We start from the raw sequence: 12,967 nt of genomic DNA on the forward strand, positions 1-12,967 counted from the left end.
TTCGATCTGACGAGCCCGGCGCTTCAGCCGAGCTGGCCCTGGCAAAGGTACTTGGTGTGCATGTAGTCGTCCAGTCCGTGGCGCGAGCCTTCGCGGCCGTAGCCGGATTCCTTGACGCCGCCGAACGGCGCCGCCTCGGCGGCGATCGCGCCTTCGTTGATGCCGACCATGCCGGTTTCCAGCGCCTGTGCGACGCGCCAGATGCGTCGCACATCGTTGGAATAGAAATATGCGGCCAGCCCGAACGGTGTATCGTTGGCGTCGCGGATCACTTCGGCTTCGTCGCGGAAACGGAAGATCGGTGCGACCGGGCCGAAGGTCTCTTCGCACGACAGTTCCATTGCCGGCGTGGCATCGACCAGCACCGTCGGCGCGTAGTAATGCGGACCGTCTTCCGTGCGCACGCGCTTGCCGCCGGTGACCACGCGCGCGCCGCGGGCGACGGCGTCGTCGACGTGGCGGGCGATCTTGTCGACGGCGCGCGCATTGATCATCGGGCCGATCTGCGCGGCGTCTTCCGTTGCGGGGCCGACATGGAGCGCGTCGACGCGTTGCGCCAGCCGCTCGACAAAGTCGTCATGGACCGCCTCATGGACATAGACGCGGTTCGGGCAGACGCAGGTCTGGCCGCCGTTGCGGAACTTGGACGCCATCAGGCCATCGACCGCGGCATTCAGGTCGGCATCCTCGAACACAATGAACGGTGCATTGCCGCCGAGTTCCAGCGAGAGCTTCTTCAGCGTGGCAGCGGATTCGCGCGCCAGGTGCTTGCCCACCGGCGTGGAGCCGGTGAAGGTGACCTTGCGCACGCGGCTGTCGGCCAGCCAGGCATCGACCACGGCGGGCGTATGCTCGCGCGACGCGCTGACCATGTTGAGCACGCCCGCCGGAATGCCGGCCTGCTGTGCCAGCCATGCCAGCGCCAGCGCCGTCAGCGGCGTGTCTTCCGCGGGCTTGGCTACCACGGTGCAGCCGGCGGCCAGCGCGGGAGCGATCTTGCGGGCGATCATCGCCAGCGGGAAATTCCACGGCGTGATCGCGGCGACCACGCCTACCGGCTCCTTGAGGACCAGCAGCTTGCGGCCCGGCACCGCTTCCGCGACGATGTCGCCGCAGATGCGGGTCGCTTCCTCGGCGAACCATTCGACGTAGGAGGCGCCGTACAGCACTTCGCCGCGTGCTTCCTTGAGCGGCTTGCCTTGCTCGGTGGAGATGATGCGCGCCAGGTCTTCCTGGTGCTGCAGGATCAGCGCGTGCCAGCGCTTGATCAGCTGCGCACGCTCGCGCGCGGTGCGCCGGCTCCATGCCGGGAATGCGGCGGCGGCCGCGTCCACCGCCAGGCGCGCATCGCCGGCATCGCTGTCCGGCACGCTGGCAAAGGTCTCGCCGGTGGCGGGATCGGACACGGACAGGCGAGCGCCCAGGCCGGCATCGCGCCATTGGTCGTCAATCAGGTTCTGGGTGCGCAGCAGCGCGGGCTCGGCAAGGTTCAGGGCCATCGGGAATCCGAAAAGATTGGTGAAACGGCCGGCAATCAGCTGACGATGCCGAGGTGCCAGGGTACGAACTCGTTGTCGCCCAAACCCAGCATCTCGCTCTTGGTCGGCTCGCCGGAAGCGGCGCGCAGGATATGTTGGAAGATGCGCTCGCCCATCTCGGGCAGGGTCAGTTCGCCGTCGAGCACCAGCCCGCAGTTGATGTCCATGTCCTCTTCCAGCCGCTGGTACATGGCGGAGTTGGAGGCGAGCTTGATCGTCGGGGCGGGCTTGGAGCCGAACATCGAGCCGCGGCCGGTGGTGAAGCAGATCAGGTTGGCGCCGCTGGCAATCTGGCCGGTCACGGCGACCGGGTCATAGCCGGGCGAGTCCATGAAGACAAAGCCGGCCCGGTCGATCGGCTCGGCATACTCGTACACCGCCTGCAGCGGCGTGGTGCCGCCCTTCATCGCCGAGCCCAGCGACTTCTCGAAGATATTGGCCAGGCCGCCCTGCTGGTTGCCGTGGCCGACCACGCCGTTGAACTGCGCGTTCTGGCCGGCGGTGTAGCGCTCCCACCAGGCCAGCCGGTCGAGCAGCTTCTGCCCGACTTCCGGCGAGACGGCGCGGCGCGTCAGCATGAATTCGACGCCGTGGATCTCCGGCGTTTCCGACAGGATGGCGGTGCCGCCATGGCGCACCAGCAGGTCCATGGCCGCGCCCAGCGCCGGGTTGGCGCTGATACCCGAGAAGCCGTCCGAGCCGCCGCACTCCAGGCCGATTTTGAGATGGCTGGCCGGCACCGGCTGGCGCACCGCGGCATTGGCTGCGGGCAGCATGGCCTCGACCGCGCGGATGCCCGCCGCGATGGTGGCGCGCGTGCCGCCGGTGTCCTGCATCACCAGCGTGTGCACCGCGGGTCCGGGCTCAAGGCCCTGCGATTCAACCAGCGATGTGACCTGGTTGCGCTCGCAGCCCAGCCCGACGATCAGCACGCCAGCCAGGTTGGGATGGCGCGCATAGCCCGCCAGCGTGCGCCGCAGCACATCGAAATGCTCGCTCGGCGATGACATGCCGCAGCCGCTGGTCTGCGCAAACGCGACCACGCCATCGACATTGGGATACGCCGCCAGCCGTTCCGGCGTGAAATGCGCGGCGATCTGCCGGATCACCGTCGACGAGCAATTGACCGACGACAGGATGCCGATGAAATTGCGCGTGCCCACGCGGCCATCGGCGCGCACGAAGCCGTTGAACGTGGCGCGCTGCGCCTCGGGCACGTAGTCGATCGGCCGCACGTCCTGGCAGAACGCGGGGTCGCGGTAGAAATCGACCAGCGTCAGGTTGTGCGAATGCACGTGCTCGCCGGGCACGATATCGCGCGCGGCCACGCCGATCACGGTGTCGAACTTGCGCACCGGCGTGCCGGCGGCAATGGCACACACTGCGATCTTGTGGCCGGCCGGCACCTGCGCGCGCACGCGCACTGCGGGATCGACAAGCTGCTGGCCCAGCGACAGTTCATGCCGGGCGACCAGCACGTTGTCGTTGGCGTGCAGGCGGATGACGGGATTGGGCTTCACTTGGGATTCGCTGTGTTGGACGGCTGGTGGTGCAACTGCGCTCAGCTTTGCTGCAGCAGTTCCTTGAGCTTGAGGCGCTTGATCAGCTCGGTTTCCTGCGCATAGACGCTGGCCACGTACTTCTTGTAGTCGGGACCGTCCAGGTACATCAGCGGCGCATCCAGCCGCGCTGCGACCTGCTTGAATTCATTGCTCGCCACCGCGGCGCGGAACGCATCGCGCAGCGTCTTTTCGATGGCGGGCGGCAGGCCCTTGGGCGCGCCGATGCCGTTGGGCGCTTCCACCACCACGTTGTAGCCGAGTTCCTTCAGCGTGGGTGTGTCCTTGAAGCGCGATGCGCGCTGCTCGCCCCAGGTCGCCAGCAGGCGCAGCTTGCCGGCTTCCACATGTGGCGCCCACGAGCTGGAATCGGCCAGTAGCTCCACCTGGCCCGCCAGCACGTCCTGCAGCGCGGCGGCACCGCCCTTGTAGGCGACCGCATTGAACTGCACGCCTGCGGCCAGCGCAAACTGCTCCATGCCGACATGAGTCGCGCCGCCGATGCCAGCGTGCGCATAGGTGACCGTGCCCGGGTTCGCCTTGGCCGCCGCGACCACGTCCTGCAGCGTCTTGTAGCGCGAATTGGTCGGCACCGCGATTCCGAAGGTCTGGCCCGACGTTCGCGCCAGGTAGGTCAGCTCGGTGCGCGGGTCCAGCTGCAGCATGCCGAGCTGGGCAAAGCGCGTGACCGAAATCGGGATCTGGCCAATGGTGTACCCGTCCGGCGTGGCGCGCGCCAGCGCCTTGGTGCCGATCATGCCGGAAGCGCCGGCGCGGTTTTCCACCACGATCGATTGCTTGAGGATGCCGCCGGCCACCTGGCACAGCGCGCGCATCGACTGGTCTGCCGTGCCGCCGACCGGCCACGGGCAGATAAAGGTGATCGGACGCTCTGGATACGCGGAGGCCAGCGCGCGCGAGCCCGGCAGCAGCACGCCGGCAGCACCGGCAGCAACGCCGGCGGCGGCGCCGATGAGCAGGTTGCGGCGCTTCAGGTCGATGGGGAGTCCTTGGGTCATTTGCGGGTGTCTCCGTGTTTTGATTATGGGCGACCGGTGCGGGCCCGGCGTCGTCATGCCAGGCATTCTGTCGCCGCCGTACATAACAATCCAATCAAAAACCAGCATTGCTTCATAACGTTTTCGTTAGGTAGACTGCGGCCATGGTCAAAATCGATCGCGCGCTGCGCTCCAATATCAAGCTGCGCCATCTGCAATTGCTGGTGGCGCTGGATGAATTCCGCCATCTCGGGCGCACCGCGGAATTCCTGTCGGTGAGCCAGCCCGCGGTGTCGCGGGTGCTGACCGAAGTCGAGAAGATGCTGGGGCTGACGCTGTTTACGCGCTCGACGCGCGGCACCGAGCCCACGCCCGCCGGCGAGTCGCTGGTGCGCTTCGCGCGCTCGGTGCTGGCGCAGTACGAGCAGACCCGCGACGAGATCGCGGCGGTGCAGAGCGGCGCGTCGGGGCGCGTGCTGGTGGGCTCGATGGGCGCCGCCCTGCCTGTGCTGTTGGCGCGCGCGGTGGGGCTGCTCAAGGACCGCCAATCGCGTGCCACCGTGCTGGTGGAGGAAGGCGACCTGACGCACCTGCTGCCCAAGCTGCGGCTGCGCGAACTGGACCTGATCGTCGGCCGGCTGGAGCCAGGCTATGCGGCGCCCGACCTGGTGACCGAGGCCTTGTACGAAGAGCCGATGGTGGTGGTGGTCAGGCGCGGCCACAAGCTCGCGCGCAAGACCCGCCCCGGCTGGGCCGACCTGGCCGCGATGCCGTGCGTGCTGCCGCCGCCGTGGGCATCGCTGCGGGTGAAGATCGAGCAGGCGTTCTACCGCTACGGGCTGCATCCGCCGCAGGACGTGATCGAGACGTCGTCCTACCTGGCGCTGGCGACCTTCGTCGGCCAGCGCGGCGCGGCCGGGTTCATGGCGCAATCGGTGGCGCGGGCCATGCAGGCTGAAGGCAGGCTGCAGGTGCTGTCGATCGATGTGCCGGTGGAACTGCCGCCGGTCGGCATCATCACGCTGCGCGAACGCGCGCCGTCGCTCAGCGCGGAACAGATGCTCGCCTGCCTGCGCCAGGCCGCCGCGGAAGTGGCCTAGCCCCGCGCCAGCAGCGCCGGCACCCGCAGTGGCACCTGCTGCACCGCGCAAAACTGATACGGTATTTTTTCGTGGAGGTGATGCTGTTATTCCTGAGGACCGATCGGTAGGATGATCTCCGGCAGTCGGCCCAGGGTTGTGCCCGCGCCGCCCACTGCGGCGAAATGTCACTCGCCCGGCATGCTGCCCATCGCGCTGCACGCGGCGTACACTACGCTTACCGCACGCGCCTACGGCCCGCGCCCCCGGCGCGCCCCCGCCGACTGGCCGGCCTGCCCCCCGCAGCGCCGCGCCGTCCGCAGGCGTGCGCCAGGCCAGCGCCACGGAGAACAACTATGTTTGGTTTGACCGCGCTTGACCTCGCCCGCATCCAGTTTGCCTTTACCGTTTCTTTCCACATCATCTTTCCCGCGATCACCATCGGCCTGGCTGCCTACCTGGCGGTGCTGGAAGGCTGCTGGCTGCGCACCAAGCGCCCGCATTACCGCGACCTCTACCACTTCTGGTCCAAGATCTTCGCCGTCAACTTCGGCATGGGAGTCGTCTCCGGGCTGGTGATGGCTTACCAGTTCGGCACCAACTGGAGCTTCTTCTCCGAGTTCGCCGGCAGCATCACCGGGCCGTTGCTGATCTATGAAGTGCTGACCGCCTTCTTCCTGGAGGCCGGCTTCCTCGGCGTGATGCTGTTCGGCTGGAACCGCGTCGGGCCCGGGCTGCATTTCTTTGCCACCGTGATGGTGGCGCTGGGCACGCTGATTTCCGCCACGTGGATCCTGGCGTCGAACAGCTGGATGCAGACGCCGGCCGGCTTCGAGATCATCGACGGCCGCGTGGTCCCCACCGACTGGTTCGCGGTCATCTTCAACCCGTCCTTCCCCTATCGCCTGCTGCATATGAGCGTGGCGGCGTTCCTGGCCACGGCGCTGTTCGTCGGCGCCTCGGCGGCGTGGCACCTGCTGCGCGGCCGCGACAACCAGGCCATCCGCAAGATGCTGTCGATGGCGATGTGGATGCTGCTGATCGTCGCGCCGATCCAGGCCGTGATCGGCGACCTGCATGGCCTGAACACGCTCAAGCACCAGCCCGCCAAGATCGCCGCGCTCGAAGGCCACTGGGAAAACCACGGCAACGAAGGGCTGCCGCTGCTGCTGTTCGGCTGGCCCGACATGCAGCGCGAGGAAACCCGCTTCGCGGTCGAAGTGCCGCGCCTGGGCAGCCTGATCCTCACGCACACCTGGGATGGGCAGATCCAGGGACTGAAGGAATTCGCCCCGGAGGACCGGCCCAACTCGACCATCCTGTTCTGGTCTTTCCGCGTGATGGTGGGCCTGGGGCTGCTGATGATCGCGCTGGGCGCCTGGAGCCTGCTGCTGCGCCGGGGCGAACGGCTGTACCGCGCCCGCGCCTTCCTGCATATGGCGCTATGGATGGGGCCGGCCGGCGTGATTGCGATCCTGGCCGGCTGGTACACCACCGAGGTGGGCCGCCAGCCGTGGGTGGTCTACGGGCTGCAGCGCACCGCCGACGCGGTCTCGCCGCACGGCGTGCCCGAACTGGCGCTGACGCTGGGGATCTTCGTGATCGCGTACTTCTTCGTGTTCGGCGTCGGCATCGCCTACATGATGCGGCTGGTGCGCAAGGGGCCGGTGATGGAAGCGCCAAGGCCGGAAGGCGGCCCGGGACGCGAGCATACGCCGGCCCGCCCGCTCTCCGCCGTGGACGACGACGAAGTCCTTGCCCCCAACCCCGCCGTGCGCACCCGGAGCTGACACCATGGGCATCGATCTCTCCCTTCTCTGGATCGTCATCATCTTCTTCGGCGTGATGATGTATGTGGTGATGGACGGCTTTGACCTGGGCATCGGCATGCTCTTTCCGTTCGTTCCCGACCGCCATGACCGCGACGTGATGATGAACACGGTGGCGCCGGTCTGGGACGGCAATGAAACCTGGCTGGTGCTGGGCGGCGCCGGGCTGCTGGCGGCGTTCCCGCTGGCGTACTCGGTCGTGCTGAGCGCGCTCTACCTGCCGCTGATGCTGATGCTGCTGGGCCTGATCTTCCGCGGCGTGGCGTTTGAGTTCCGCTTCAAGGCCAACGACCGCGAACGCCCGGTCTGGGACGCATCCTTTATCCTGGGCTCCGCCACCGCCAGCTTCTTCCAGGGCGTGGCGCTGGGCGCCTACATCGACGGCATCAGGATGGAAGGCCATCGCTTTGCCGGCGGCCCGCTGGACTGGCTGGCGCCCTTCCCGCTGTTCTGCGGCGTCGGGCTGGTGGTGGCGTACACGGTGCTGGGCAGCACCTGGCTGATCATGAAGACAGAGGGCGACCTGCAGCAGCGCATGATCAGGCTGGCCGGGGCGCTGGCGTGGCTGCTGCTGGCGGTGATCGCGGTGATCAGCCTGTGGACGCCGCTGACGCACCCGGAAATCGCCGAGCGCTGGTTCAGCCTGCCGAACCTGTTCTGGTTCTCGCCGGTGCCGATCCTGGTGGCGCTGTGCATGCTGATGCTGATGCGCGCGCTGCGCCGCGAGCCGAACATGGCGCCGTTCCTGTACGCGCTGGGGCTGGTGTTCCTGGGCTACAGCGGCCTGGCGATCAGCGTCTGGCCCAATATCATCCCGCCCGGGATCTCGATCTGGGACGCTGCCGGGCCGCCGCAGAGCCAGGGCTTTGCGCTGGTCGGGGCGCTGTTCATCATCCCCTTCATCCTGATGTACACGGTGTGGGCGTACTACGTGTTCCGCGGCAAGGTCCGCCACGGCGAGGGCTATCACTGATGGCCGCGCCGTTGTGGCTGCGCCGGCTGGGCTGGCTGGCGCTGATCTGGCTGGCGAGCGTGGCGGCGCTGGGGGTGGCCGCCTGGGTGCTGCGCATCATCATGCAGGGCGTCGGCTTCCGTAGCTGACGGCCCTTCTTTTCCCCGGCCCCCGATGCCGCGCGAATTTCCTGTGCCCCCGCGCGGCATTGTCACGCCTGCCTTGTCTGCAGTGCCCGAAAGAATCTGAATAACCGCATCAGCATTCTTTCGCCCTCTGTCACCGCGGTGACAACCCCTGTTTTTACTCTGCGAGCGCATTGCGGGAAGCGCAATCCGCCACGCGGCACCGGCCGCCGGCGCAGAACAGCAGACAGACAGGGGAATGACAGATGTCAGGAAAGCATGCAGCGCGCAGCGCACACGGCAACGGGCGCGCACGGGCCCGCGCGGCGCTGGGCGCGCTGGCGGCGGCAATGGCCGCGACGCTCTCGGCTTGCGGCGGCGATGACACCGCGGCGAGCGGGCCCGCGCCGGCCGACGTGACGACGGCGCCGGCGCCCGCCGGCCAGGGCGGTCCGCGCGTGCTGCTGGTAGGCATCGACGGCGCCACCTATGCGCAGGTCCAGGGCGCGATCCTGCGGCGCGAGCTGCCCAACCTGTCGCAGCTGAACGTGGTGCCGGCCGCCACCGGCGGCGTGCCGGGCACCGTCACCGCGCAACCGACGCTGGACGCGCCCAGCTGGGCCACGGTGCTGACCGGCACCTGGGTCAACCGCCACGGCGTGGACGACGACACCGGCGGCACGCCGCTGCATGCGCCCACTGTCTTCCGCCACCTTCGCGATGCCGGCAAGCCGGGGCTTCAGCAAGGCGCCACCATCAGCTCGCCGGTATTGCCGGCCCTGCTCAAGGCCGAACAGGAAACCGGAGCGCTCGATACGCTGGTTGACTGTGCCGGCGTGGACAGCTGCGTCACGCAGAACGCGCTGCGCCAGCTGCAATCCGGTTACGGCATGGTGTTTGCCCAGTACAGCGCCCCGGCTGCCGTAGCGGAAACCGGCGGGTTCGGCGGCGGCGCCTATGCGCGCGCCCTCGCCGACACCGACAAGGCGCTGGGCGAGCTGCTGGCCGCCGTCGCCGCGCGCCGCCAGGCGCAGCCGGGCGAAGACTGGCTGGTGCTGGTCACCACCAGCCACGGCCTCGATGCCACCGGCGCCACCACCACGGCGCCGACCGTGGAAAACCGCACCGCAATCTTCGCCACCAACAAGACGCTGAACGCCGCGCTGGCCCGGCCCGGCGCCGCTGCGCCCATCACCGCGGCAGAGCTGTCGGCGCTGCCGACCGAGGCCGATCTCGTGCCGACGATGCTCGCGCACGCCGGCGTGGCCGCCGACCCCGCCACCAGCCGGCTCGACGGCGCACCGCTGCAGGCGGCCTCTGCCGGCGTGCGGGCGATCGGCGCCAGCGTCGGCCGCTACAGCGACGCCATCACGCTGAGCTGGCAGAACCCCACCGAATCCTTCGGCACCACGCGCGTGCTGCGCGACGGCGTGGTGGTGGCTTCGCTGGCGCCCGGGGCGCTCGAGTTTACCGACAGCGCCTTCGACATGCCCACCGGCCTGTACCGCTTCAACTACACGCTGGTACGCAACGACGTGCCGGTGTCGTACCTGGCGCAGATCCACTACGTCAAGCCCGTCACGCTGGCGCCCACGCTGCGCGATGGCCTGGCCACGTACTTCAGCATGGACAGCAAGCCGTTTGCCGACAGCAAGGGCGGCGCCACGCTTGGCCCGTGGGTCGCCGGCACCGACGGCGGCTCGCTGGCCGACGACAACTTCACCGGCAAGTCGCTGCGGGTCGATTCCAATATCGACGCCTACAAGCTGGTGCACAACGGCGCCGACATCGCGCTGAGCCCGCAATTCACCATCGGCTTCTGGTTCCGCACCGACTGCACCCAGGGCAACGGCACCGGTGCGCCGGTACTGGCCAACAAGAATTACTTCTCGGGCAGCAACCCGGGCATCGCCATCGGCCTGTTCGGCAGCTGCGAACTCCGCTTCAACCTCGGCAGCGGCGGCAAGCGCGACGATATCAACGGCATGAAGGTATCGGCCAACCAGTGGGCCTACCTGGCGCTGTCGGTCGATGCCACGGCCAGGCGCTTCAGTGCCTATGCCATCGACCCGGTGCTGGGCCTGCAGAAGACCGAGAACAAGGCCATCGCCAACACCGATGTCACCAGGCTGGCCGGGCTCGGCACCGGCTGGGGCGTCAACGACGACGCCACGCACAACTACGTGGGCAACAACCCCGGCGCGCTCAAGGGCGTGATGGGCTTCAACGACCTGGCGATGTGGACGCGGGTGCTGACGCTCGACGAGCTGAAGACCATCACCGGCGCGCGCCAGCCGCTGTCCACGCTGAACCCCTGAACCGCTGACCCGGCGTCCGACCACTTTCCGGGGCGCTGCGCGCCCCATCCCTGCAGGAGCACGACACCATGACTCTCCGATCTTCCACGCTGGCCGCGCTGCTGCTGTGCCTGGCGCTTGCCGCCTGCGGCGGCGATTCCGGCGACAGCCCGGCTACCGGCACGCCGGGTGGCACGCCCGGCGGCACCCCGGGCGCCGGCGGCAACGAACCCGGCCAGCCGCCCGCGGTCACGCCGCAACTACGCTGCGCGCCCTGAGCCGACGCAGGCAGCCGCCCGCCTCGCCTACCGCCTCGCCTATCCTGAACCCATCCGGCCCAGAACCAATGAATTCGCATAGCAGACGCAACTTCCTCAAGCTCGCCGGCGGCAGCGCCGCAGCAACCGCCGCGCTGGCAGCGTTCCCGCCAGCCATCCGCCGCGCGCTGGCAATCCCCGCCAACAACGCCACCGGCACCATCCGCGACGTCGAGCACGTGGTCATCCTGATGCAGGAGAACCGCTCCTTCGACAATTACTTCGGCACGCTGCGCGGCGTACGCGGCTTCGGCGACCGCTTCCCGATCCCGCTGGCGGGCGGCCTCAACGTCTGGCAGCAGACCTATACCAACGGCGGCACCACGCGCACCGTGCTGCCCTACCACCTCGACAGCAGTGCCGGCAATGCGCAGCGCGTCAGCGGCACGCCGCACTCCTATCCCGATGCGCAGGCCGCCTGGGACCTGGGCCGCATGAACAAGTGGCCCACCTACAAGCAGACCCAGTCGATGGGCTACTACACCGAGGCCGAGCTGGACTTCCAGATGGCGCTGGCCAATGCCTTTACGCTGTGCGATGCCTACCACTGCAGCTTCCACGGCGGCACCAACACGAACCGGCTGTTCCACTGGACCGGCACCAACGATCCGGCCGGCACGCACGGCGGCCCGGTCATCGACAACAGCGGCGACTCCTTCACCGGCTCGAACACGCCCTACACCTGGACCACCTACCCTGAGCGGCTGAACGCAGCCGGCGTCAGCTGGAAGGTCTACCAGAACATGCCGGACAACTTTACCGACAACCCGCTCGCGGGCTTCAAGCAATACCGCGACGCCAACGCCGCACGCGGCAACCTGGCCAACGGCAGCCCCTACCCGCCGTACACCAGTGCCGACGACGCCATCAGCCCGCTGCTCAAGGGCGTGGCCAATACCATGCCGGACGGCGGCTTCCTGCAGGCACTGCGCGACGACGTTGCCGCCGGCACGCTGCCGCAGGTGTCGTGGATCGTGGCCCCGGCCACCTATTCCGAGCACCCCGGGCCGTCCAGCCCGGTGCAGGGCGCGTGGTACACGCAGGAGGTGCTCAACGCGCTCACCGCCAATCCCGCGGTGTGGAGCAAGACCGTACTGCTGATCAACTTCGACGAGAACGACGGCTACTTCGACCACGTGCCGCCGCCGTGCGCCCCCGCCTACGACGGCGACACGCTGGCCGGCGCGACCACGCTGCCCGCCGGCGAACTGGCGGCCGAATACCACGTCGACAAGCACCCGTACGGCCCCGGCCCGCGCGTGCCGATGTATGTGGTGTCGCCCTGGAGCCGCGGCGGCTGGGTAAACTCGCAGGTGTTCGACCACACGTCGGTGCTGCGCTTCCTGGAGGCCCGCTTTGGCGTCGTGGAGAGCAATATCAGCAGCTTCCGCCGCGCGGTGGCCGGGGACCTGGTCTCGGCCTTCAACTTCGTCAGTCCCAACGACAATCCGCTGCCCTCGCTGCCCAACCGCGACAAGGCCAGCGCCGATGCCATCCGCACCGCGCAGGGCGTGCTGCCGCAGGTGCCGCTGCCCCCGGCCGGCACCCAGCCGATGCCGCCGCAGGATCGCGGCACGCGTCCGTCGCGCGCATTGCCGTACGAGCTGCATGTCAGCGCCCGCGAAGACGCGCGCGAACGCGTGGTGCGGCTGCTGTTCGCCAACACCGGCACGGCCGCCGCGGTCTTCCATGTCTATGACCGCCTGCACCTGGACCGCGCGCCGCGCCGCTATATGGTCGAGCCGGGCAAGGAACTGCATGGCAGCTGGGATGTATTCGCCAGCGATGCCGGCAAGTACGACCTGTGGGTGCTGGGTCCGAACGGCTTCCATCGCGCCTTCGTCGGCGACGTTGCCGCGGCCGGCGCAGCGGGCGCCAGCGCGCCCGAGATCCGCGTCTGCTATGACATCGCCAACGCCGCGGTCTACCTGGACCTGATCAATACCGGCAGCGCGGCCACCACCTTCACCGTGCGGCCCAATGCCTACCGCAATGACGGCCCGTGGAGTTTCGAAGTGCCGGCCGGCAAGCAACTGCAGCAGCACTGGCCGGTGGGACTGCAGGGCAACTGGTACGACTTCACCGTGACCGCGTCGCAAGGCGGCTTCACGCGGCGCTTTGCCGGGCGTATCGAGACCGGCAAGGACAGCGTGTCGGATCCGGCCATGGGGGTGACCGGCTGAGGCCTGCCTGCCCTATGCCAAGCCCGCCAGCCCCGCCGCGGCCCACGCCGCGGCGGGCGTCGCCGTATTGTCATATTGCCCCGCTAGACT

General features: G+C 68.5%; 10 protein-coding genes. 7 read left to right on the plus strand and 3 right to left on the minus strand.

What is annotated here, in order from left to right:
* Positions 1-23: 23 nt before the first annotated feature.
* The 3 genes from E1J61_RS06155 to E1J61_RS06165 are packed head-to-tail and all read right to left on the minus strand — an operon-like array spanning position 24 to position 4,116.
* Complete coding sequence (locus E1J61_RS06155; protein ID WP_133093241.1) at positions 24-1,499, minus strand: NAD-dependent succinate-semialdehyde dehydrogenase; 1,476 nt, start codon at positions 1,497-1,499, stop codon at positions 24-26.
* A gap of 35 nt (positions 1,500-1,534) precedes the next feature.
* Positions 1,535-3,058 (minus strand): UxaA family hydrolase, encoded by a 1,524-nt coding sequence (locus E1J61_RS06160; RefSeq protein ID WP_133093242.1) that lies wholly within the window; start codon positions 3,056-3,058, stop codon positions 1,535-1,537.
* 41 nt (positions 3,059-3,099) lie between these two features.
* Positions 3,100-4,116, minus strand: a complete 1,017-nt coding sequence (locus tag E1J61_RS06165) for a tripartite tricarboxylate transporter substrate binding protein (RefSeq protein ID WP_133093243.1) — start codon at positions 4,114-4,116, stop codon at positions 3,100-3,102.
* Between the two features lie 143 nt (positions 4,117-4,259).
* Here E1J61_RS06165 and E1J61_RS06170 point away from each other — a divergent pair, with 143 nt between their 5' ends.
* From E1J61_RS06170 to E1J61_RS06200, 7 genes are all read left to right on the plus strand, one after another.
* On the plus strand, positions 4,260-5,195 hold the full coding sequence (locus E1J61_RS06170) for a LysR substrate-binding domain-containing protein (protein WP_133093244.1): 936 nt from the start codon (positions 4,260-4,262) through the stop codon (positions 5,193-5,195).
* Between the two features lie 335 nt (positions 5,196-5,530).
* On the plus strand, positions 5,531-6,964 hold the full coding sequence (locus E1J61_RS06175) for a cytochrome ubiquinol oxidase subunit I (RefSeq protein ID WP_133093245.1): 1,434 nt from the start codon (positions 5,531-5,533) through the stop codon (positions 6,962-6,964).
* 4 nt (positions 6,965-6,968) lie between these two features.
* Positions 6,969-7,976: a cytochrome d ubiquinol oxidase subunit II gene (cydB, locus tag E1J61_RS06180; RefSeq protein ID WP_133093246.1), complete on the plus strand. Its 1,008-nt coding sequence runs from the start codon at positions 6,969-6,971 to the stop codon at positions 7,974-7,976.
* Positions 7,976-8,104, plus strand: a complete 129-nt coding sequence (locus tag E1J61_RS06185; RefSeq protein ID WP_133093247.1) for a DUF2474 domain-containing protein — start codon at positions 7,976-7,978, stop codon at positions 8,102-8,104. The genes cydB and E1J61_RS06185 overlap by 1 nt, the downstream gene beginning before the upstream one ends.
* 242 nt (positions 8,105-8,346) lie before the next feature.
* A complete protein-coding gene (locus E1J61_RS06190; protein ID WP_133093248.1) occupies positions 8,347-10,398 on the plus strand; it encodes a LamG-like jellyroll fold domain-containing protein in 2,052 nt (683 codons plus the stop codon).
* Between the two features lie 68 nt (positions 10,399-10,466).
* Positions 10,467-10,655 (plus strand): hypothetical protein, encoded by a 189-nt coding sequence (locus tag E1J61_RS06195; RefSeq protein ID WP_133093249.1) that lies wholly within the window; start codon positions 10,467-10,469, stop codon positions 10,653-10,655.
* A 68-nt stretch (positions 10,656-10,723) separates the two neighbouring features.
* Positions 10,724-12,877 carry a phosphocholine-specific phospholipase C gene (locus E1J61_RS06200; RefSeq protein ID WP_133093250.1) on the plus strand — a complete coding sequence of 718 codons (2,154 nt, stop codon included), beginning with the start codon at positions 10,724-10,726 and terminating at the stop codon, positions 12,875-12,877.
* Positions 12,878-12,967 lie beyond the last annotated feature (90 nt).

Origin of the sequence: Cupriavidus sp. L7L (genome assembly GCF_004353535.1) — a bacterium.
In the GTDB taxonomy this organism is placed as follows: Bacteria; Pseudomonadota; Gammaproteobacteria; order Burkholderiales; family Burkholderiaceae; genus Cupriavidus; species Cupriavidus oxalaticus_A.